The sequence below is a fragment of the Rhodobacteraceae bacterium M382 genome (assembly GCA_025141015.1).
GTDB lineage: Bacteria > Pseudomonadota > Alphaproteobacteria > Rhodobacterales > Rhodobacteraceae > Aliisedimentitalea > Aliisedimentitalea scapharcae.
This window is the reverse complement of the sequence record CP081098.1, coordinates 1,267,204-1,289,348: the sequence shown is the minus strand read 5'-3', so window position 1 is coordinate 1,289,348 and position 22,145 is coordinate 1,267,204. Positions and strand designations below refer to the sequence as shown.

Annotated in this window: 24 protein-coding genes; 2 read left to right on the top strand and 22 right to left on the bottom strand. The window is 59.1% G+C overall.

Annotated features, from left to right (window positions below):
- Nucleotides 1-140 precede the first annotated feature (140 nt).
- Entirely contained in the window at nt 141-554 is a 414-nt protein-coding gene (locus K3727_05860; protein UWQ92321.1) for a PaaI family thioesterase, read from the top strand.
- A gap of 103 nt (nt 555-657) precedes the next feature.
- Here K3727_05860 and folD read toward each other — a convergent pair whose 3' ends face one another.
- From folD to ruvC, 17 genes are all read right to left on the bottom strand, one after another.
- Complete coding sequence (gene folD / locus K3727_05855) at nt 658-1,575, bottom strand: bifunctional methylenetetrahydrofolate dehydrogenase/methenyltetrahydrofolate cyclohydrolase FolD (protein ID UWQ92320.1); 918 nt, start codon at nt 1,573-1,575, stop codon at nt 658-660.
- A 56-nt stretch (nt 1,576-1,631) separates the two neighbouring features.
- Entirely contained in the window at nt 1,632-1,901 is a 270-nt protein-coding gene (locus K3727_05850; GenBank protein ID UWQ93281.1) for a chorismate mutase, read from the bottom strand.
- Nucleotides 1,902-2,123: 222 nt separating this feature from the next.
- Nucleotides 2,124-3,800: a formate--tetrahydrofolate ligase gene (locus K3727_05845; protein UWQ92319.1), complete on the bottom strand. Its 1,677-nt coding sequence runs from the start codon at nt 3,798-3,800 to the stop codon at nt 2,124-2,126.
- A gap of 169 nt (nt 3,801-3,969) precedes the next feature.
- The gene (locus tag K3727_05840) at nt 3,970-4,545 is read right to left on the bottom strand and encodes an MOSC domain-containing protein (GenBank protein ID UWQ92318.1); all 576 of its coding nucleotides are present in this window, start codon (nt 4,543-4,545) and stop codon (nt 3,970-3,972) included.
- 135 nt (nt 4,546-4,680) lie between these two features.
- Entirely contained in the window at nt 4,681-6,594 is a 1,914-nt protein-coding gene (gene ftsH, locus K3727_05835) for an ATP-dependent zinc metalloprotease FtsH (GenBank protein ID UWQ92317.1), read from the bottom strand.
- A 78-nt stretch (nt 6,595-6,672) separates the two neighbouring features.
- On the bottom strand, nt 6,673-7,932 hold the full coding sequence (gene tilS / locus K3727_05830) for a tRNA lysidine(34) synthetase TilS (protein ID UWQ93280.1): 1,260 nt from the start codon (nt 7,930-7,932) through the stop codon (nt 6,673-6,675).
- Nucleotides 7,923-8,747, bottom strand: a complete 825-nt coding sequence (gene ybgF / locus K3727_05825) for a tol-pal system protein YbgF (GenBank protein UWQ92316.1) — start codon at nt 8,745-8,747, stop codon at nt 7,923-7,925. Before ybgF ends, tilS begins: the two co-directional genes overlap by 10 nt.
- A gap of 4 nt (nt 8,748-8,751) precedes the next feature.
- Nucleotides 8,752-9,255 (bottom strand): peptidoglycan-associated lipoprotein Pal, encoded by a 504-nt coding sequence (gene pal / locus K3727_05820; GenBank protein UWQ92315.1) that lies wholly within the window; start codon nt 9,253-9,255, stop codon nt 8,752-8,754.
- A gap of 82 nt (nt 9,256-9,337) precedes the next feature.
- On the bottom strand, nt 9,338-10,657 hold the full coding sequence (gene tolB / locus K3727_05815) for a Tol-Pal system beta propeller repeat protein TolB (protein ID UWQ92314.1): 1,320 nt from the start codon (nt 10,655-10,657) through the stop codon (nt 9,338-9,340).
- A complete protein-coding gene (locus K3727_05810) occupies nt 10,654-11,787 on the bottom strand; it encodes an energy transducer TonB (GenBank protein ID UWQ92313.1) in 1,134 nt (377 codons plus the stop codon). Before K3727_05810 ends, tolB begins: the two co-directional genes overlap by 4 nt.
- A 9-nt stretch (nt 11,788-11,796) precedes the next feature.
- On the bottom strand, nt 11,797-12,282 hold the full coding sequence (gene tolR, locus K3727_05805; protein ID UWQ92312.1) for a protein TolR: 486 nt from the start codon (nt 12,280-12,282) through the stop codon (nt 11,797-11,799).
- 3 nt (nt 12,283-12,285) lie between these two features.
- The gene (gene tolQ, locus K3727_05800) at nt 12,286-12,981 is read right to left on the bottom strand and encodes a protein TolQ (GenBank protein UWQ92311.1); all 696 of its coding nucleotides are present in this window, start codon (nt 12,979-12,981) and stop codon (nt 12,286-12,288) included.
- Between the two features lie 107 nt (nt 12,982-13,088).
- On the bottom strand, nt 13,089-13,472 hold the full coding sequence (ybgC, locus tag K3727_05795) for a tol-pal system-associated acyl-CoA thioesterase (protein UWQ92310.1): 384 nt from the start codon (nt 13,470-13,472) through the stop codon (nt 13,089-13,091).
- A 38-nt stretch (nt 13,473-13,510) separates the two neighbouring features.
- Nucleotides 13,511-14,152 (bottom strand): hypothetical protein, encoded by a 642-nt coding sequence (locus K3727_05790; GenBank protein UWQ92309.1) that lies wholly within the window; start codon nt 14,150-14,152, stop codon nt 13,511-13,513.
- Between the two features lie 98 nt (nt 14,153-14,250).
- Nucleotides 14,251-15,270, bottom strand: coding sequence for a Holliday junction branch migration DNA helicase RuvB (gene ruvB / locus K3727_05785; GenBank protein UWQ92308.1), 1,020 nt, complete (start codon nt 15,268-15,270; stop codon nt 14,251-14,253).
- Nucleotides 15,271-15,328: 58 nt separating this feature from the next.
- Nucleotides 15,329-16,018, bottom strand: coding sequence for a Holliday junction branch migration protein RuvA (gene ruvA, locus K3727_05780; GenBank protein ID UWQ92307.1), 690 nt, complete (start codon nt 16,016-16,018; stop codon nt 15,329-15,331).
- Nucleotides 16,015-16,512, bottom strand: coding sequence for a crossover junction endodeoxyribonuclease RuvC (ruvC, locus tag K3727_05775; protein ID UWQ92306.1), 498 nt, complete (start codon nt 16,510-16,512; stop codon nt 16,015-16,017). Before ruvC ends, ruvA begins: the two co-directional genes overlap by 4 nt.
- A 319-nt stretch (nt 16,513-16,831) precedes the next feature.
- On the opposite strand from ruvC, the gene K3727_05770 reads away from it, so the two are divergent.
- Nucleotides 16,832-17,047, top strand: a complete 216-nt coding sequence (locus K3727_05770; protein ID UWQ92305.1) for a DUF1127 domain-containing protein — start codon at nt 16,832-16,834, stop codon at nt 17,045-17,047.
- A gap of 274 nt (nt 17,048-17,321) precedes the next feature.
- On the opposite strand, the gene K3727_05765 is transcribed toward K3727_05770, so the two are convergent.
- The 5 genes from K3727_05765 to K3727_05745 all read right to left on the bottom strand — a co-directional run bounded on the left by K3727_05765 (nt 17,322) and on the right by K3727_05745 (nt 22,038).
- Complete coding sequence (locus K3727_05765; GenBank protein ID UWQ92304.1) at nt 17,322-17,666, bottom strand: hypothetical protein; 345 nt, start codon at nt 17,664-17,666, stop codon at nt 17,322-17,324.
- A gap of 102 nt (nt 17,667-17,768) precedes the next feature.
- Nucleotides 17,769-18,641: a 50S ribosomal protein L11 methyltransferase gene (locus K3727_05760; protein UWQ92303.1), complete on the bottom strand. Its 873-nt coding sequence runs from the start codon at nt 18,639-18,641 to the stop codon at nt 17,769-17,771.
- The gene (locus K3727_05755) at nt 18,641-19,999 is read right to left on the bottom strand and encodes an MATE family efflux transporter (protein ID UWQ93279.1); all 1,359 of its coding nucleotides are present in this window, start codon (nt 19,997-19,999) and stop codon (nt 18,641-18,643) included. The genes K3727_05760 and K3727_05755 overlap by 1 nt, the downstream gene beginning before the upstream one ends.
- Nucleotides 20,000-20,046: 47 nt before the next feature.
- Nucleotides 20,047-21,279, bottom strand: coding sequence for an MFS transporter (locus tag K3727_05750; protein ID UWQ92302.1), 1,233 nt, complete (start codon nt 21,277-21,279; stop codon nt 20,047-20,049).
- 189 nt (nt 21,280-21,468) lie between these two features.
- Nucleotides 21,469-22,038 carry a peroxidase-related enzyme gene (locus K3727_05745; protein ID UWQ92301.1) on the bottom strand — a complete coding sequence of 190 codons (570 nt, stop codon included), beginning with the start codon at nt 22,036-22,038 and terminating at the stop codon, nt 21,469-21,471.
- Between the last annotated feature and the right edge of the window lie 107 nt (nt 22,039-22,145).

Genomic DNA, 22,145 nt, shown 5'->3' with positions numbered 1-22,145 from the left:
ATTTCTCAATTTACGCAAAAGTCTTTGGATGCCGTTCACGTCTAACTAGGCAATCAAAAACAACAATTCCCATTATTGATTACAACAGATCGCAAAAGCCTGTAAACATCCAGTAAACTTAACAGAATGCGTGCGATGGAATGTCCGAAACAATAGAATCCAGAATCCGGCAGAGTTTTCAAAAACAAAGTATGATGCAAACTCTGGGTGCTGAAATCGACATGATTGAAAAGGGCGTTGTCACCTTGTCAGCTCCCATTTTGGAGAGCAGTCGTCAACAACACGGAGTCGCTCATGCGGCCCTGACTTTCGCCCTGGGGGACACTGCCGCAGGCTATGCGGCGCTCTCGGTGATGGAAGAAGACAGCGAGGTAATGACGGCAGAGATCAAGATCAATCTGCTCGCGCCGGGGCAAGGCGACAGGCTGGTCGCGCGAGGAAAAGTTCTCAAACGCGGTCGTCGTCTTGTTGTCGTGTCGGCCGACGTGTTTGCCCGTTCCGGGGATCGGGAGGTTTTGATCGCCGTTTTGCAGGGCACGATGATTCCGGTCTGATTACCCCCAATTCTCCAGTTTTGCCTCTACTCCCCGTAGAACCAACAAAGGCGGCCCTTTAGGTGGGCCGCCTTTGATGGTTTGTTTGTTGGTTTTCCGCGGATCAGGCTGTGAGGCCTTCTGGTTCGGGCAGGTTGTTGGCGCGGCAGGCGGCTGTGACGGTGTTGGCCAGCAGGCAGGCGATGGTCATGGGGCCGACGCCGCCGGGGACCGGGGTGATGGCACCGGCGCGCTGTGCGGCCGAGGCGTAATCCACGTCGCCGACCAGCTTCATCTTGGGGCTTCCGTCTTCATTGGCACCCTTTTCCGGTGCCGGGATGCGGTTGATGCCCACGTCGATCACGGTGGCGCCTTCCTTGATCCAGTCGCCCTGTACCATTTCGGGACGGCCCACGGCCGCCACCACGATATCGGCGCCGCGCACCACGTCCGGCAGATCCTTGGTGCGGCTGTGCGCGATGGTCACCGTACAGCTGTCACCCAGCAGCAGCTGCGCCATCGGTTTGCCAACGATGTTCGAGCGCCCGATCACAACCGCGTTCATGCCCGACAGGCTGCCGTGATAGTCGCGCAGCATCATCAACGAGCCCAGCGGCGTGCAGGGCACCATCGATTTCTGACCGGTGCCCAACAGGCCCACGTTCGAGATGTGGAACCCGTCCACATCCTTGGCCGGGCTGATCGAATTGATCACCAGGTCTTCGTTCAGATGCTTGGGCAGCGGCAGCTGCACCAGGATGCCGTGGATCGCCGGATCATTGTTCAGCTGATCCACCAACGCCAGCAGATCCGCCTCTGATGTGTCCGCGTCCAGCTTGTGCTCGATCGAATTCATACCGACCTCGACGGTCATCTTGCCCTTCGAGCGCACATAGACCTGGGAGGCCGGATCTTCACCCACCAGCACAACCGCCAGACCCGGCGTGATCCCGTGTTCTTCCTTCAGGCGCGACACGTGGCCCGCCACTTTTTCCCGTACGGTGGCCGCGAAGGCCTTCCCATCAATGATATTTGCAGCCATTGCTCTCTCTTCCTTTGTGCAGCGGACAGGTAAAGATCCGCCTAATCTCGTATCCTTCAGACTTCCCGGATCACCTGCGCCTCGCGGGCAATCGACCACTCCACCAGCCGCCGCCACAGATCTTCGACCAGATCCGGGTCCAGACCTTTGGTCTCTGCCGCGGCGCGGGCATTGGCGACCACTTCCTCGACCCGATCCGGAATACGCGCAGGCCAGCCATTGTCGGACTTGAGCGCAATCGCCCGGTCAATATAGCCCGCCCGCAGCGCCAGCATCGCGATCAAATCGCCATCCAACCGGTCAATCTGCGCCCGCAAGGCACCCATGTCGGCACACTCTTGGGGTGGTCTGGCCTGTGGCAGTTTTGATGTCGTCATCGTCGTCATGGTTGTCATAGCCCCGGCCCCAGAATTTGCTTCGTCTTAACAGAAGGGGAACGGGCCGGTCTTTGTGGTGGCGCAATCCGATGTGCACTGCGCCCCCAAACATAGGGTAAAACTCAGAAAGGCCCGGGTTTCCCCGGGCCGCTGAATGTCGCAATTTCCGTCTTAGAACAAGCCTTCGATCTGGCCGTCGTCGTTCAAGCGGATGCTTTCGGACGCCGGTTTGCGCGGCAGACCCGGCATCGTCATGATCTCACCACAGACCGCAACGATAAAGCCCGCACCCGCGCTCAGGCGCACTTCGCGCACCGGAACCGAATGGCCCACAGGCGCACCGCGCAAGCTCGGATCCGTCGAGAAGGAATATTGGGTTTTCGCCATGCAGACCGGCAGATTGCCGTATCCGGCCTCTTCCCATTCCTTCAGCTGGTTGCGGATCTTGTTGTCGGCCAGCACTTCGTCCGCGCGGTAGATCCGCTTGGCGATGGTGTCGATCTTGTCGAACAAAGACATCTCATCGGGATAGATCGGGGCAAAATTGGCCTGACCCGCATCAACGATTTCAACAACTTTGCGCGCCAGATCAGCAGACCCTTCGGACCCCAGCTCCCAGTGACGCGACAGAACCGCCTCGACACCATGGGTTTCGGCATAGGCTTTGACCGCAGCAACTTCGGCATCGGTGTCGGTGACAAAATGGTTGATCGCAACCACAACCGGCACACCAAAGGATTTGATGTTCTCGATGTGACGGCCCAGGTTGGCACAGCCCGCGTTCACGGCCTCGACGTTTTCAGCGCCCAGATCGGCCTTGGCCACGCCGCCGTTCATCTTCATCGCGCGCACGGTGGCAACCAGCACAACCGCGGACGGTGCGATGCCTGCCTTGCGGCATTTGATGTTCATGAACTTTTCAGCACCCAGATCAGCACCAAAACCGGCTTCGGTCACCACATAGTCGCTGATTTTCAGCGCCGTCTTGGTGGCAATGACCGAGTTACAGCCATGGGCGATGTTGGCGAACGGACCGCCGTGTACAAACGCCGGGTTGTTTTCCAGGGTCTGCACCAGGTTCGGCTGCATCGCGTCCTTGAGCAGAACGGTCATCGCGCCTTCGGCCTTGATGTCGCGGCAGTAAACCGGGGTCTTGTCACGACGATAGGCAACGATGATGTCGCCCAGACGCTTTTCCAGGTCTTTCAGGTCGTTGGCCAGGCACAGGATCGCCATGACTTCGGACGCAACAGTGATGTCAAAACCGGCTTCGCGCGGGAACCCGTTGGACACGCCGCCCAAAGACGCGGTGATCACCCGCAGGGCACGGTCGTTCATGTCGACAACACGACGCCATGCGACGCGACGGGTGTCGATCTCGCATTCGTTGCCCCAATAGATGTGGTTGTCGATCATCGCGCTCAGCAGAGAATGCGCCGAGGTGATCGCGTGGAAGTCACCGGTAAAGTGGAGGTTCATCTCCTCCATCGGCACAACCTGAGCGTAACCACCGCCTGCGGCACCACCCTTCATGCCAAAGTTCGGACCCAGGGACGCCTCGCGAATACAGATCATCGCGTTCTTGCCGATCTTGTTCAGACCATCACCCAGACCAACTGTCGTCGTGGTCTTGCCCTCGCCCGCAGGCGTCGGGTTGATCGCCGTCACCAGGATCAGCTTGCCATCATCATTGCCCTGAACAGAGTTGATGAAAGACTGCGATACCTTCGCCTTGTCATGACCATAAGGCAACAAATCCTCATGCCCAATCCCGATCTTTAAACCAATCTCCTGAATAGGCTTCTTCTGCGCCTCGCGCGCAATCTCAATGTCGCTCTTATAGCTCATGGGTAGATCCCTGATCTGTCGTGTTGACGGAATTTCGGCATACCATTGCCGACACTGGCCCAGTGTGTATCCGCCATTGCGTGTCGCAAGCGCGTGATTTCCGACATTTCTACGCCGTGAAGCGGCGTAGTGGTCAGATGCTGTTTCAGATCGGAAACCTAAGAGGGGTTCAGGGGGCCCAGGCGCGTTGGTCCGGAACAAAAAGCCGGATCTTGTCCCCCCGTTTCAACGCCCCGGGACGTTGTACCCAGGCGGTGATTCCTCGCCGACCCGTCGCTGCGGGTTTGAATTTTGGTCCATGCCCGGGCGAGTCGGCCTCAACTTCGCGGCCTGGAAAGATGCAGGGACGGTTTTCCATATCCGCCACCAGCGTACAGCCATCCGGGCCCTGCAAACGTGAGGACGGCGGAATATGGGTGAAATCGGGAATTCCGCGCACCACCATTGTGGCCCCCAAATACGACGGGTCCAATGTTTCCATCTCCATCTCGGCGGCAATGACGTCCAATTCCTCCTGGGACAGAATCGACAATTGCCGAACATTGGCAATTTTGGTGCCTTCGGGGTGCAGGTTTCGCACCCGCACACAGGACGGTGCTGTCAAGCCCTCGTGCTGTTCGCGCGCGACGCCGTCAAAGCCCAACGTCAGACTGTCGCGCGGCACGGAGCGAAGGCTTTCCCCCTGCGCCACGTGGCCCAGCCAGACAATTTCACCGGTGTATTCGGTTTCGATCAATGTGGGCATGGCTGTGTCCTCCGTTCACCTTTGCCACAGCTCGTTCCATCCAGACAGACCTGTCCGCGGCAAACTGCAGCTACAATCACAAAAAAAGGCCCGGCGACATGGAGTCTCCGGGCCTTGGTCCTTCACTGAGGCAGCTTAGGCCGTGGGTTCTGGTTCCATCCCGCCTTCGGGTGGAGATTTCTTGGGTTTGGTTTTCGGGATTGCCGTCACCGATGGTGCGCTTCCCTCGTCCGACCCATCCTCATCGTCACTTTCGTGAGGCGGTTCACCCTTCATCACCCGTTTGATTTCATCACCGGTCAGGGTTTCATATTCCAACAGGCCCTCGGCCAGTCGTTCCCATTCGTCGTGATGATCGGTCAGGATCTTAAAGGCACGGTCATATCCATTCTGGATAAATCCCTTGACCTCTTCCTCGATCATTTCCTTGGTGTGGGCCGAGACGGAGAAACCGGCAGTATTGCCGCTGTATCCATCGTGCGCTTCGGCATAGTCGATGTTTCCGACCTTGTCCGACATGCCCCAACGCATCACCATGGCCCGCGCCAGTTGGCTGGCCTGCATGATGTCACCGGCAGGGCCGTTCGAGACGTTTTCTTCACCATATTTGATGATTTCCGCCGCCTTGCCCGCCATGGTCATGGCCAGTTTCTGTTCACATTCGGCCTTTTGATAGTTTAGACGGTCCATCTCTGGCAGGCTGACCACCATCCCCAGGGCACCGCCGCGTGGAATGATCGTCGCCTTGTAGACCGGATCGCATTCCGGCAACTTCAGACCAACAACCGCATGACCGGCTTCGTGATAGGCGGTTTTTTCCTTTTGGTCCTGTGTCAGCACCATGGACCGGCGTTCGGCCCCCATCATCACCTTGTCCTTGGCCTGCTCAAAGTCTTCCATAGTGACAAAGCGGCGACCGACGCGGGCAGCCATCAGAGCGGCTTCGTTCACCAGGTTGGCCAGATCGGCACCAGAGAAACCCGGCGTACCACGCGCGATGATGCGCAGATCGACGTCAGGGCCCAGCGGGGTCTTGCGCGCATGCACGCCCAAAATCTTTTCGCGGCCCTTGATGTCGGGGTTGCCAACGGTGACGTTGCGGTCGAACCGGCCCGGACGCAGCAGCGCAGGGTCAAGCACGTCCTTGCGGTTGGTCGCGGCCAGGATGATGACGCCTTCGTTGGCCTCAAAACCGTCCATTTCGACCAACAGCTGGTTCAGCGTCTGTTCGCGTTCGTCGTTGCCACCGCCATAACCGGCACCACGATGACGACCCACGGCATCGATTTCGTCGATGAAGACGATGCAGGGCGCGTTCTTTTTCGCCTGTTCGAACATGTCGCGCACACGAGACGCGCCGACACCCACGAACATTTCGACAAAGTCAGACCCTGAAATGGTGAAGAACGGCACACCCGCCTCGCCTGCAATGGCGCGGGCCAGCAGCGTCTTACCCGTACCCGGAGGACCAACCAGCAATGCGCCCTTGGGGATCTTGCCGCCCAGGCGGCTGAATTTCTGCGGGTTGCGCAAGAATTCTACGATCTCTTCCAGCTCTTCCTTGGCTTCATCGATACCGGCAACATCGTCAAAGGTGACGCGGCCATGTTTTTCGGTCAGCATCTTGGCCTTGGATTTACCAAAGCCCATGGCACCGCCTTTGCCGCCGCCTTGCATCCGGTTCATGAAGTAGACCCAGACACCGATCAACAGAAGGAAGGGCAACAAGGTGACCAGGAAGGACTGGAACCCCGATTGCTGCTGTTTTTCTGCGCGGATCGGAATGCTCTTTCCGATCAACAGATCGGTGACTTCGGCGTCTCCCGGTTTGATCGTGACATAGTCCTGACCATCGGATCCGCGGAACCGGATCTGTTCGCCGTCCAGCGTCACCTGCGTCACTTCGCCTTCATTCACCGAGTTCACAAAATCCGAGTATGTGATTTCGCGGCTCTGCAATGTGCTGCCCGACCCGCTGAACAGGTTGAACAAGGCAAGGATCAACAGAAACAACACAACCCAGAAGGCGATATTTCGTACGTTGCCCAAAGGAAACTCTCCCAAATTCGAGGCTGATCAACAGTCAGCTTGGCTCAGACAACTAAAATAGAGATGATTGGGGCAGGTTCAATGCGATAAAAGCGATGCAAAGAACTCTTCGTGCCCTCCGTCCAGTTGCGCATCCCACCCGTTGGCCCATCCAGCCAAGGGTGCGGCGACCAATTCGGTGCCTTTCCACAGGGCCGGTGACACCATTAAAACTTCACGTGGAAGGCCCATTTCACGCCATTCCTTGCATTCTCGGAGCCCTAATTCGCCCAATGGGCGGATTTCGCACCCTGTGACATCCCCGCCATGCAGGTGCCAACGCCCGTCCCATTTCAGGCCCGCCGGCACCGCGAGATCGCGCACGGCCTGCAATTCGCGACAAATCCAACTGTGGTTTCCGCGGCTCAAAACCCGGCAACCATGCAACGTCAGCGATTGCCCGCCGCGAATCGCTTCGAGCGCATCGCCGACCGCGGTCCGGCGTGGCGGGTAGTCGGCACCGCTGATCCAGTTCATCGTTCGCACCAACAGACGCCGTGCAGTTTCTACCGGCAGGGTCCGAAACTTGCGCATGTCCAGCATGAGGCTGCCTGCGGTGACAACGGTCATGTCGCGGGCCGCCAGAAACGTGTACCAATCCAGCGCCTCGCGCGCCTTGCTGACGTTTTCAGCCACCTGCGAAATCGACATGGCGGTCAGACCGAGGGGCTCCAGGACCTCCATCGCCTTGCGAATGCGAACCCGTTCAAATCGCAGATCGTCGTTCGATGGATCCTCAGACCAGCCAATGTCGTGTTGCTCCAGATAATGGCGCAGCATCTTTCGGCTGATCCCCAGCAACGGCCGGAACACGGTGACGCCATCCACGGTCCGTTGCACCGGCATCCCAGACAGACCCGTCACACCAGACGCGCGCGCCATGCGCATCAGAACCGTTTCCGCCTGATCGTCCGCAGTGTGACCAAATGCCAAAACCGGGATGCCTTTGCTCTTGGCCCAATCCGTCAACAGCCGATACCGGGCACGGCGTGCCTGATCCTGCAAGTTGCCTTGCAGATCCCAGCCCCGCCAATACAACAACGTATGTTCGATCCCCAGAGAGTCGCATAAAACCGCCGCCTGGCGGGCTTCGGCTTCGGCACCTTCGCGCAGACCATGGTTCACGGTCGCGGCAAACATCACCGTGCCTTCGGGTTTCAGACATTGATGCAGGATGTGCAGCAGGGCCGTTGAATCGCCGCCACCCGACAGCGCCACGCCCAACTGGTCAGGCAGGACGCCCTTGAACTGCGCCCGGACCGCCGAAAGGATATCGGCGTCGGGGATGGTCAAGAACAGCCCAGTGCGGTCAATTCCTGGTCAGCCTTTGCAACCGCGTCGGACACCGGGAACCGGACCCGCACTTCCCCCAAAGTCACGCAGGCCTGTTCGGTTTGTCCCAACCGTCCCAAGGCTGCCCCCAATTCGACCAAAGCCTGTGGCGCGGTCGCTCCGGTTGAATCGCGGGTGAAACTGGCCAGATAGGCGCGGGCCGCTTCGCGGGTGTCGCCAATACCGTCCAGCGCCTGCCCGCGCAAAAGATGCGCTGTGGCCGCCAGCGGGCTGCCGGGATAGGCCTGATCAAAAGCCGCGAAACCGGAAACGGCCGTCTGGTAGTCGCCGTTTTCCAGGGCCGCACGGGCCGCGTCGAAATCAGCTTTTTCTCCGACGGCCAGTTCGCCGCCTGTGGTGCCACCCGTCGGTGGTGCAACCGTCGTCCCAGATGGTGCGTCAGTGACGCCCCCCAGGGTTGATGTTTCCCCCAACGTGCTGACGTCTCCGCCTTCCAGTTCGACCAGACGGAATTCCAGATCTCCGATCCGATTGGTGCCATCAGCGACCACCCGCTTGATCCGATAATCCAACTGTTCGGTCTGCGATGTCAGGCGCTGCAATTCGGTTTCGATGGCATTGACCCGTTCCAGCACGCTGGTGCCGGACAGATTGGTCGAAGGCGCGCCCGTGGTCGATAATTCCCGCTTGAGCCGCTGAATCTCCACATGCAGCACCGTCAACTCCTGGCGGATATCCGCCAGTGTCTGCTGATCCTGGGCCTGAACCGCTGTCCCGGCAGAAAAAACCGAAAAAATCACAGCCAAAGCGAGTGTGCGCATGGTCTTATCCTGTCAAACCGGCAGCCAGAACCGTAACCGCGCGACGGTTTCGGGAATAACAGCTTTCTTCGCTGCAAATTTCGATCGGGCGTTCCTTGCCGTACGACAATGTCTTGACCCGATTGCCAGCAACCCCGCGCGTCACCAGATATTCGCGCGCCGCGTTCGCGCGACGAGCCCCAAGCGCAAGGTTGTATTCCCGCGTACCCTGCTCATCGGCATGTCCTTCGATGGTCGCCGTATAGGACGGGTTGTCGATCAACCATTGTGCCTGCGCGGCCAACAGTGTCTGCGCTTCTGCATTCAGAGTGGATTGGTCCACGGCAAACAGCACCCTGTCCCCAATGGCCTGCTGAAAATAGGCCGGGCTGGTGATATCGTTTACCAATCCAGGCTGGTTCAAATCCACCGCATTGGCCCCATCATCATCGTTCCAGCCCGCCGCATTGGTACAGGCCGACAGCGCCAGTCCGGCACAAATCATCATCAGTTTCGTTGAGAGTTTCATGCTCATAGCCCTATTTTGCCGCCAGGTATTAATTTTGCGTCTATTCATTGCGAGAAACATACCGTCAGTATTCGCTGTTTTCTCACTTTTGCAAGGGTGACCAGGCAGGGTCTGACCCTCCGTCAGGAGTTCGGACAGGACGCAGGTTTCGCCCGCTGATGTCGACAGAATACAACAGGGCCCGCCCGCTGGCACCCTGAGTTTCACGTGCAAACATGATCACCCGCCCATTCGGAGACCAAGTTGGACCTTCGTCCAGAAACGATGCGGTCAACAGGCGCTCTTCGCTGCCGTCCACACGCATGACACCGATGTGGAACCGGCCTTTGCTTTGTTTGGTAAAGGCAATCAGATCACCGCGCGGGGACCAGACCGGGGTGCCATAGCGCCCCTTGCCAAAGCTGATCCGCTTCGCCTCGCCGCCGCCGACGGGCATGACATACAATTGCTGTGTCCCGGAGCGGTCGCTTTCAAAAACAATCTGCTGCCCGTCCGGAGAGAACGATGGTGCGGTTTCGATCGAGGGGGCGCTGGTCAACTGTTTGCGGCTGCCGCCATTGATATCCATGGTGAAGATATCCGAATTGCCGCCCTGAGTTTCCGAATAGACGACTGTGCGCCCATCCGGCGCAAACCGTGGCGCAAAGCTCATGACGCCCTCGCGCGAAGAAATGACCCGGCGCTGCACCTTGCCCACATCCAGAACATGCACCTGGGGAAAGCCGCTTTCGTAACTGGTATAAAGAACCCGATCGCCGGTGGGCGAAAACCGCGGTGCCAGCACGATGGCTGAACTGTCTGTCAGATACTGCACGTTGGCCCCATCGTAATCCATGATCGCCAGCCGCTTGCGACGTTCGTTCTTGGGTCCGCTTTCCGAAACGAACACCACGCGGCTGTCGAAATAGCCGCCCTCGCCGGTGATCCGGCTGTAAACAGCATCCGCCACCTTATGCGCCATCCGGCGCCATCCGGCAGTTGTGCCAGCAAACTGCAGTCCATTGCCCAACTCGGCACCGGAAAACACGTCATAAACACGGAACTGAACCGTCAGCTGATTGCCTGTAACTTGCGCCGAACCGGTGATCAGCGCCTGTGCGTTGATCGCTTTCCAATCCGCATAACGCACCGGAGCGTTGAAATCCGTGATCCGGCTGATATGTGCATCCACCGGTACTTCGCGGAACAATCCGGTGCCAGACAGATCAGCGGCAACCACCCGTGTCAGTTGGTTGGCGATCTCGGCCCCGCCAGACCCCGAGGCGGTGAAGTCAGGGACCGCATAGGGCAAGGGTTCGATCACGCCTTCGGTGATTTCCAGCCGCAAGGGACCAGTCTGTGCCTGAACGGCCGGGGCCACAAGAGAAAGCCCCAAGAGGAGGCAGGACAGAATTTTCTTCATTTGATCCGCATCCTTTCCGGATTGAATGTCATTTCGATGTCGCGCCATTGCGCATATTTATCGGCTGGCAAATTGTACCCCTTGGCCCCGCAGCGAATGACCGCGCGCCGGGCGGCCTCATAGGCCTGTTTGGCCGCCGCTGCCGAACCGCCTTCGCTCGACAGCATTCGGATGGATCCGACATCCGGCTTGCCCTGCTGGCTCATAGACACGGCAAGAACGACCGTGGTGTTCAACGCCTCCGAGGACAGGGACCCCACATTCCAGCAGCTTGAAACGGCCACCCGCAATGCGTCTTTCTCTCCCGCACTCAGCGGAGGACCGGTCGGAATGTCCGCCTGTTCGGTTGCATCGGTCTGGGGACTGGTCTGCGCACCCGTCAATGCCTCGGCCAATGCGTCTGCGACAGCGTCACGCTGGGCAGGCTGGGCGGGCCGCTCTGTCGGACGTTCCGGTCGGTTCGACGGAGGACGCAAGGACCGTGCCGGGGCCAAAGCCGCGGTCTGGGTTTCTTCCTCGCGATTGGCTTCGGTCTCGATCCGGTCGCTGGCTTCTTCGGGGGCTGTCGCCTCCTGAACCTCACGCTCGGCGTCCGCACCTTCTGTTGCCGCAATTTCGGGCTGTTGAACCGGGTCTGGGACGGCCTCGGGCGGCGGCGGGGCGACGGGCACGGGCGCAACCCGGTCCGCCGGACGGGTTTTGGGGCGTTTGGCCACCAAGGGGGCCAAAGGCTCGGGTTCTGGTGTTGGCTCGGGCAAGCTTGCAATCACTGACGTGGTGTCGGCAACGTCGGGTTCCGGCAACGGATCGGGCAGTTGCGGAGTCGGTGGCGTCTGTTCCGCGACCGGAGGTGCCGTCGGTTCCGGCGGTTTGACCACAGGGGCCACGTCTTCCACCGGGTCCGGTGTCGGTGCGTCAGGGACGGGCGTTGGCTGCACCAAAGCAGCAGGATCGTTCGACAGCTCTGGCGTGGCAGGTCGTGCGCTCAACGCTTCGAACTCCTGGGCCGAAATCACCGCAACCTCCTGTACATCAAATGGCAACGGCTCGCTGTCAAACGTCCCGCCAAAGAGCGCCCACCCCACCAGTCCCAGGTGGATCGCCACGGAAATTTTGCTGCCGGTCTGCACGCGGCTGCCTCACTCACCCTGGCCGGTTGTGCCAGCATCCAATTTTGGACCACCAGTGTCCGTCACCAGCCCCACATTCGTAAATCCACCTGCATTCAGCGCACCCATCACCTGCATGACCTGTTCATAGGCGATCCCCCCATCCGCGCGCAAATACACCCGGTCCGAACTACGCTCAGCCGCAATGGCGCGCAGCTTGCCCACCAGTTCGGCGGGGTTTACGGATGTTGTCTGGATCTGCACATCCCCGGTTGCGGTAATGGTCACGGTCAAAGGTTCCTCATCATCGCCCGGAAGGGCACCAGCCGCCGTTTTGGGCAGCTCGACCGGAACCCCAACCGTCATCAACGGAGCAGCCACCATAAAGATGATGAGCAACACCAGCATCACGTCAACAAAGGGGGTCACATTGATCTCGGCCATGGGCCGCGATCGGTGGCGCCTGCGTCCACGGCGTCGCGCCTCGGGAGCGTTCTGCTGAACCCCGGCCCCCATGGCTCAGGCGTCCAGCTGGCGGCTGAGGATCGTGGCGAACTCGTCCGCAAAGGCCTCATAGCCTGCGACGATCCGATCACTGTCGGCGCTCAGTTTATTATAAAAGATGACAGCCGGAATCGCTGCGAGCAGCCCCAACCCTGTGGCCAGCAACGCCTCGGCAATCCCAGGTGCCACAACGGCCAGATTGGTGTTTTGCTGTTCGGCAATTTCGATAAAGGCCGACATGATCCCCCAAACAGTACCGAACAAGCCGATGAACGGCGCTGTGGACCCCACGGTGGCCAACACCGGCAGCCCCTTTTGCAGCGCTTCGGATTCCTTGTTGATTGCGACATCCATCGACCGGTCGATGCGCGCCTGGGCACCTGCAATCAACCCGCCGTCGTTGCGGTGGCTGCGCCGCCATTCGATCATCCCCGCGGCAAAGATCTTTTCAGACGATCCCGAAGGTTGGGTGCCAATCTGGTCGAACAGACCATCCAGAGGCTCGCCCGACCAAAAGGACCGGTCGAATTTGTCCGCCTCGGCCCGGGCCGAGTGATAATTCAAGAGTTTCTGGATGATGATACCCCAGGACCAGGTCGAGGCCACAACCAACACCACCATGACCAGCTTGACCGTCAAAGTGGCCCGCGCGAAAAGCCCCCACATGGAGAAATCAATCTCCTGTGCCAAAGCCAGAGTTTCTGCTTCCATCTGCCTGCTCTTTTGCCTGTCGACCGTCTCGATGCGGTCTTGGTTGGCCTTAAACTATCGCAGATCAACGGGGAAAGCCAATCAATCCGCCGCAAAACCGGGTTTTGTTACAGGAATGCGCGAATCTCTGCCGGGAGACGCTGAGGTTTTCCCGCCAGCGTCATGCAGATGACCGTGACCACAGCCCGAAACAGATCCGTGCCATCACGGCGCACGGTTTGGTGCAGGGTCAGCCGGGCGGGTGACACCGCAGCGACTGTGGTTTCGACGATCAATGCATCCTCAAACCGGGCCGGTGCTAGATAATCAGCTTCGATCCGGGAAACGGCAAAGATCAATCCAGCCTCGCGCAGCGCGTTCTGATCCTGCCCAATGGAGCGCACCCAATGACTGCGCGCCCGTTCAATGAAACGCAGATAGTTCGCATGATAGACAATACCGCCCATGTCGGTGTCTTCATAGTAGACGCTCACCGGGAACTCATGGGGCATATGTCTCTCCTCTGGCATGACAGCCGGATCGGCAGGGATCAATCACCGCCACTCTGTGCGGCCTGCACCCGCGCAAACAGCCTGAGCGCGTGGCTTTTGTCCTGAGCCACAGACGGCATAATCGGATCATAGGCCGCGACAATCACATTGGCGATGTCTGGACGCAACACGGTCGCCCCGCTGTCGGGCAGGATGGCCAGAGGCGAGCTTTCGGAGAACGCCGCATCGCCCCACACCAACAGAACCTGAACCGCCTGGGTCAAGGCCAGCGTTTCCGCGGGCATCTCCGCCAATGGCCCAGTCATCCGCAGGAACACAAAGGCCGCCTGAATGGCACCGTGATCGTCAAACCGAAAGGCCCGATACTGGCTCGCATCCGCGGCCTTGAGCCGGTCGACCAAAGGTCCCAACCCCGGAATGAGACGCCCCAGGTCCGGCACATCCAGCAGTTCGTCCCAGTCCCGAAAGAAAAAGAACATCAGGTTCGACCCCAATTCGGGGTCCATGTCCGTCAGCTCATGACCTGCCATACCCACCAGCGCTTCCAGAGCACCTTTGACAACGCCCAGCGTCTGCTCTTCGACGCCAAAGGCAATCGGGGCAATCGGGCGCCCCCAGCGGGCAAACCGATAACTCCCATCGCGGCCAGTGAACAAGCGTTCGATATTCTCAGGTGTCATGCGGATCGTCCGGCTGTTGGCAAAAATGTGCCGCGTCTATGCCTGCAAAGCCCGCTCCCGACAAGAGGCAGGGCCGCACACGGGTGCATCGCGTTGCGCTACTCGAACAGGTCCCGCGACTTGCGTGGCATGGGCAGCCCCATGTGATCCCAGGCTTTCTGCCCCAGCATCCGCCCCCGCGGCGTGCGTTGAACCAACCCCTGCTGCAACAGAAAGGGTTCAATCACTTCCTCGATGGCGTCCCGGCTTTCAGATAGGGCCGCAGCGATGGTTTCCACCCCAACGGGTCCCCCGGCATAGTTTTCAGCGATCAGATGCAGATACCTCCGGTCGGCCCCGTCCAGCCCCAAATGATCCACACCCAGTCGACTCAGCGAACTGTCCGCCAGAGCACGGGTGATCGTCCCGTCGCCTTCGACCACAGCAAAATCGACCACGCGACGTAGCAACCGCCCGGCAATCCGGGGTGTGCCGCGGGCGCGGCGGGCGATCTCACGCGCGCCATCATCATCCGCCGGTGCGCCCAGCTTGCGGGCATTGCGGCGCACGATTTCGTGCAGTTCGTCCACCGTATAGAACTGGAGCCGCGTCGGAATGCCGAACCTGTCCCGCAACGGCGTGGTCAACAGGCCCATCCGCGTTGTGGCCCCGACCAGCGTAAAGGGCTGCAGTTCAATTCGCACGGTCCGTGCCGCCGGACCTTCGCCAATCACCAGGTCCAGCTCGAAATCCTCCATCGCTGGATAAAGCACCTCTTCGACCACCGGGTTCAGGCGGTGAATTTCGTCGATAAACAGAACGTCCCGCGCCTCCAGGTTGGTCAGGATGGCCGCCAGATCCCCCGCCTTGGCCAGAACCGGCCCCGAGGTCATGCGGAAATTCACCCCCAATTCACGCGCCATGATCTGGGCCAAAGTGGTCTTGCCCAACCCTGGCGGGCCGTAAAACAAAGTATGGTCCATGGCCTCGCCACGCTGTCGTGCTGATTGCACGAACACCCGCAGGTTCGATCGCGCTTCGGCCTGGCCAATGAACTCGTCCAACCCCTGAGGTCGCAAGGCACGGTCATTGTCTTCGGGCAAAGGGGCTGGCCTCAGGGCGGGATCTGCGTCAATCATCTCTCATCTCCTGCGCGCACGCTGGCCGGGATGGACGCCGGGATGGAGCATGTGCAGCTCACGACTTGGGTGCCAACAATTTCAGCGCCGCCTTGATCAGATCCGTCTCGCCAGCATCAGTCTCTGTCGCCGCCGCCTCTGCCACGGCCGCCGCTGCCTCGCTGGGTCCATACCCGAGGTTGGACAGAGCCGACAAGGCACCCGCCTGTGCCTGGGCGTCCTGCGCCTGCTTTGATGGCTTGCGTGGCTGGGAAACCTTTGTGGGTTTGGGTGCGTCGAAATCCTCGACAACGGACAATTCCGGCCCATCCAGGGCTTCGGCAACTGTCCCGCCCATCGCCATCACACCCGGTGCCTTGTCCTTGAGATCCAGCACGATCCGTTGCGCGGTTTTGGGACCAACGCCTTTGGCCGCCTTGACGGTCGCCCAGTCGCCCAATGCGATGGCGCGACTGACCCCGTCGGTGCCCAATGTCCCGAGAATGGCCAAAGACACCTTGGCCCCAACCCCCTGCACCGAACAGAGCAGCCTGTGCCATTCCTTTTCGACCAGCGACGTGAAACCGTACAGCTGCATCAGATCTTCGCGCACCACCATATCCGTATAGAGCGCTACAGCTTCGCCCACCCCGGGCAAGCTCGCCATGGTGCGATCCGAGCAATAGACGATATAGCCGACCCCACGCACATCAATCAGCACATGGTCCTGCGTCCGGTAGTCCAGCCGACCGATGAGCTTGCCAATCATGCCCCGACCTCCTTGATCCGCATCGTTTGAACCGCCCCATAATAGGCGTGGCAAATCGCAATGGCGAGCGCATCCGAGGCATCGGGCCCCTTTGGTTCACACCCGGGCAATTGCAGCTTGACCATATGCAGGACCTGTTCCTTTTCCGCGTGGCCGACGCCGACAACCGTTTTCTTGACCCGATTGGGGGCGTATTCTCCGACGGGCAATCCGGCCTGCGCCAATGTCAGCAAGGCCACCCCGCGCGCCTGACCCAACTTCAGGGTGCCAGCGCCATCTTTGTTGACGAATGTCTGTTCAATCGCGGCCTGATCGGGCTGATAGGCGTCGATCACCTCTTTCACTTGGTTATAAAGCGACAACAGGCGTTCGCCCAAATCGTCCCCATCCGACTTGCACAGCCCGTTGGCGACATGGCTCAGTTTGCTTCCGCGCGATTCGATGACGCCCCATCCCAGGGTTCTCAACCCCGGATCAATGCCCAAAATTCGCATACAAGACCCCGCCCGCCAGTTTTTTTCGATTGTTTTCGACCCAATAGCACAAAACGCGAACATGTCCAAAGCTTTTGCCGTGATCCATTTTGTAGCAAACAGCTCTGCAAGAGGTCTGGATTCGACCCATTCCGAGCGCGAAAACGACATTTTCCCTGTGCCGCGATCACAAGTGTTTCAGCCTTAATATTATAGGGTCCGAGCTATGCTGAAAATGCATATGACCCTTGCATATTCATCCCTTGCTCATGCCAAAAGACAGCCCTACATGCCCCTCATCGAAACGCAAAACTGAAACTCAAATAAAAGGACAGAGGATATGGCTGCATTCGACACTACTCGTACTTATGGCTCGTTGGGCTTCGCCGGTCGTATCGGCGCGACTTTCTCGGCAATTGCAGCGGCGATTGTTGAATGGAATGACGCCCGCGTCACACGCAACGCACTGTCTGACCTGACGGATCGCGAACTGGAAGATATCGGCATGATCCGCGGCGATATCGACTATGTTTCGCAATCGAACCGGGTTTTCTGAGCAGGATACATTCCTGACCCCAATTCCTCCCTCGGGGTTATTCAGAGCGCCGTACAACGCAAGTTGTGCGGCGTTTTTCATTGCCACGAGCCAAGTCCGCTCGAACCGCCTTGGGCACCTGATTTCAAATCACGTAGAAGCGCCCGAAAGGTGCCTGGATCAGGGTGCATCGGCGCGTCTTGCCCGACAAGAAACCGGGCAAACACAGACAAGGGACCGCACAAATTGTGCGATCCCTTGTGTCAGTCCGTACAAAACATGTACGTCGCAGGGCTCAGCGCAGCACGGGTCCAATCTTTTCAGCGATCAGCTCTGATGCGGGGTCAATCTGCATGACCCAGGATCCGGCAGCTTCCACCGCATTTCCGGATCGCAGGCGATCAACTCGATCCTGATATCCCTCAATCCCGATATTGGCGATCAAGAATCCCTTGAATGCCAGAAACGCCAGAACAAACATAATGACAGCCCGGCCGGAAATCGCAGACTTCTTGCGCTGAGGCGTCATCATGATCAGGCCATCGGATCGCAGCTGAGCGCGATACCCGTTGGACATTGCAGTGTGCTTGCGTTCCAGACGACGCAAGCGATTTTTGAACTGAAGAGCTTCCTCGCTCATGGCAGCCTCCAAACTGGCCCCCACCAGTGGATGCATAAAACTGAGATTGAATTGTGGCAGAAATGGGGCAAGTGCCTAAAATGCCCCTAAAACTTGCCTAAATCATGCCTTCTTCTGCAAAAGCAGCGTCGTCCAATCACCAATTTCCTGAGAACGGACAAGATTGTTTCCATTCTGAATATAGACATTTGTCACGTCTTCGGCCTGTTCGTTCAGAATCCCTGACAAAATGGCATATCCCCCCGGGCGCAGATGCGCAGTGAGGTCCGGTGCCAATGCGACCAGTGGGCCTTTCAGAATATTGGCAAAGACCAGATCATAAGGTGCATGGGCTTGCAGATCCGGGTGATCAAAGCCTGCCGCCTCCAGACATTGCACGGCTCCGGCCATACCATTGGCGTCCAAATTCGCCACCGCGACATCGACGGCGACCTGGTCGATGTCGGACGCAAGGAACGTCCCATCCCACACCCGCGCACCAGCCATGGCCAGAACAGCTGTACCACATCCGATGTCGGCCAGCCTGTCGGCCTTGAACCCCTGGTCGATCAGATGATCGAGCGCGAGGAGGCAGCCCAATGTCGTGCCGTGGTGCCCGGTGCCAAATGCCATGGCCGCCTCGATCAGCAACGGGATCTTGTCGGCGGGCACCTTGTCAGCATCATGGCTGCCATAGACAAAGAACCGACCGGCCTCCACGGGAGCCAATTCGCGCTTTACATGGGCGACCCAATCGGTTTCGGGCAATTCGGACACCACAAAGGGTTTGGCCCCAAAGGCAGCCGCCAGAACCGCCAACGCGGTGTCGTCAGGGGTTTCGGTGAAATAGGCACCGACCTCCCACAGACCTGATCCATCTTCGACCTCGAACACTCCGATTCCGGTGGGTTCCGGGATCAGGCGCTCCATGGCTTCGCCCAGCTTTTCAGCGGGGGCTTTTCCGGGCAGGGTGGTCAAAGCAGTAAAGGTAGGCATCAGCGTCTCCGAAATCTGTCAGCATTCGCGTAAGGACGCGGCGGGGCAAGGTCAAGCGGCGGCAGGGCCTGCCGGTTCAGACAGGTCACATAATGCCACCCCCACAAGCACGCAGCCAGCCCCACAAGCATCGAGCACACCGCTTGGGCATAGATCACACCCGTTGCGCCGAACCAGGCCGCCAATCCAATTGCGATCGGCAAGGTTAGCAGCCCGTCCCGTATCCAATTGGTCGCCGTGGCGCGGCGTGGTTTGCCCAATGCGTTAAAGGCGGAATTCGACACGAACAACAGGCCGGCAAACACAAACCCGCCTGCCCCCATCGTGGTAAAGGCCGTCAGGACCTGCATCGACAGCCCCTCCAGCGCAAACGCCCGCCCGATCATGGGTCCGCTCAGGGCCAGTATGGCCCAGGTTACAATCGTATAGATCAGGCCAAAGATCACCGCGTCGCGATAGGTGCACCGCACCCGCTCGTAATTCCGTGCGCCAAAGTTTTGACCGAAAATGCCACCAATGGCCCCTGCCAGCGAAAAGATGCCGCCAAAGGCCACCACGGTCAGCCGCCCGACCACCGCCCATCCGGCCATTGCGTCGTCGCCAAATTGCGCCATGACAGCAGTCATCACGTAGTTTCCGACCGGCGTGGCCAATTGGGTCATGATCGCCGGGACGGCTATGATGAAATAAGGCCGCAAGCTCCCCCAACAGTCCCGCCTGCGCGGGCGGGCCAGCAGATCGTGGCTGACAGTTGCAAAATAGATCGCCACGCCCAGCATGATGAACCGGGACACCACGACGCCAATGGCCGCACCATCCAGCCCCATGCCCAGCCCATAGATCATGATCGGGTCGATAATCATTGCCACCCCACCCGAGGCCAGCGTCACCGACATCGACCGCATCGCATCGCCTTCGGCCCGCAGGGCGGCGCTGGCAATCATCCCCGCCGCCATAACCCCCAGCGTCGGAACGGTCATGGCCAGATACCGCGCTGCCAGCGCGGCGGTTTCCCCGGTCGCCCCCGACAGCGCCAGGATTTGATGACGAAAGACCAGAATTACCAGACCAACCAGGCTTTGCACAACAAACGCCAGAATTACGACGCTGGTCGCCTGTCGTCGCGCCAACCCGCGCTTGCCCGCGCCAATCCCGCGCGAGATCAACGCCGTGGCCGCGATCATCAACCCGATCCCCGAACTGACCGACAAAAACTGAATGGCAAAGGAAAACCCAATGGCGGCCATCAGACGCGGCTGATCCAGCTTGGCAATCCAGAACAGGTTCGCCGCATCCACCAGAAACACAAAGGTGATCCCCATCGCCCCGGCCAAGGTCATGCGCACCACATGCCCCATGGTCGATCCGGTTAGGAACCGCCCCTGCTGTTCCTGCACGGCGGCCATTATTCCGCCGGTGCCGGTGCGTATTTGGTCAGCACCGTTTCATTGCCTGCCTCAGGATGGCGCGGGATCAGCATCGACAACCCCAGCGAGGTCAGCGCCATACAGGCCGCCAACCCGAACACCGCCGCCGGAGACACAACCCATAACAACCCCAACGCCACTGGCAGAAACACTGCCGCAATATGGTTGATCGTAAAAGCCACGGCCGCCGTAGGAGCAATATCCGCAGGATCCGCGATCTTCTGGAAATAGGTCTTCAACGCCAGTGCAAAGCCAAACAGTATGTGGTCGACCACATACAGAAACGCTGCCAGCATGACGCCCCATCCAAACCAATACACCCCGCCATAGGCCAGGAACACGATGGTCAGCCCGACATATTCCAGGATCAGCGCACGGCGTTCACCGAAATGACCGACCATTTTGCCCAGAAACGGTGCGGCAATCATGTTGATCACCAGATTGATCAGATACAGGCTGGTTAGTTCATGGACTTCGAAGCCAAAGCGCTCGACCATCATGAACCCGGCAAATACCATAAATATCTGACGCCGCGCCCCGGACATGAACTGCAGCGCATAATACAGCCAATAGCGCTTGCGCAGCACCATCGTCTTGTTCTGGACCACCTCGGCCTCAAACTGGGGATAGACGACCAGACTGCCCAGCGCGATCAACGCAGTTACGCCGCCCGCCACCATGAACACGATGTTATAAGACAGGTTCAGTGTTTCCCACATCAGCACGATCAGCACGAACACCACCAACGTCATCGCCGATGCTGCCCCCATCAGCCAGCCCATCATCTGCGGGGCCTTGTTCTTGGGCAACCATTGCAGCTGCAACGACTGATTTACCGTCTCAAAATAATGAAACCCCAGCGAACTAAGGAATGTCAGCGTCAGAATGCCGGTCAGATGCGGAAACCAGGCGGTAAAGGCCGTGGCGACTCCCAACAGCGCCAGCGACACCAGCCCCAACACCTGTTCGCGTACAAACAACAGAATGGCGATCACCCCAATAGCGGCAAAGCCGGGGATTTCGCGTACCGTATGCAACAGGCCGATATCGGCCCCATCGAAATTTGCAGCTTCGATGACAAAATTGTTCAGCAGGGCATACCAGGCGTAAAACGCAATTGGCATGGCCATGGCTGTCACAAACAACAGAGCTACTGGCCTGCGCCACAGCGGCAGGTCCTTGGCTTGGGCAAGAGGAACGAACTGGGTCATCCTTCGCACATACGCCTGTCCCGGGAAGTTGGATAGGGGAAATCAGGCGACGCACAGCCGGTCTGCACCCATGCGCAGAGATATTTGCGACACCGCCCGGAGAACTCCATGATCGGGCCCAGATCCCCACCACACGGACCTGCGCGCCTTTTGCGGTGCACGGTCGATGTGCATATCCCACCAGTGCATTCAGTCGGTTACGCCGTTCTGACGCCCGAATTCCGTATAACACTCCTCGCTTCGCAACGGCGCGAGCTGATGCTCTTCGACGTTCTCGGGATCGAGATAGTATTCGGTTATACCGGTTCCTTCCAGAATACGGTTCATCATGTTGAACAACCCGCAAACCTGAACTGCATCGAACAAGGCGTCCTCGGACCAACCTGCATCATATACCGCCTTGGCGTCCTCTTCGATCATCATAGCCGGAGTCCGTGTGAGTTTGGACACATAGGACAGGATCGGTCTGAGCTTCGGGTCTACAGGCGCTGACAGGGGGTCTTGGATTACGGCCTCGATCACGCCCACATCAACCCCGAATGCCTGAGCATGAACACTGTGCGCCCCATGGCAAAATGCACAGGCATTCAATCCCGAAACATAGGCCGCGATCAATTCACGCTGCGCAATGGTCAGGTCACTTTCACCGCGCATAACCAGATTCAACTGTGCCACCAATGGCCCAAGCTTTGCGGGAAATCTGCGAAAGACACTGCCCAAAGTCGCAGTCTCTTGCAGAGAGGGGAACAAGCGTTTCATATGTGCATCTCCTGACCTGACGGTGCCCTACACTACACGAAATCGGCACCCGTGCGTAAACAGGAGCGTGTTTGGACCGGCTAGATACCGGGGCTCTGCCCCGCCTG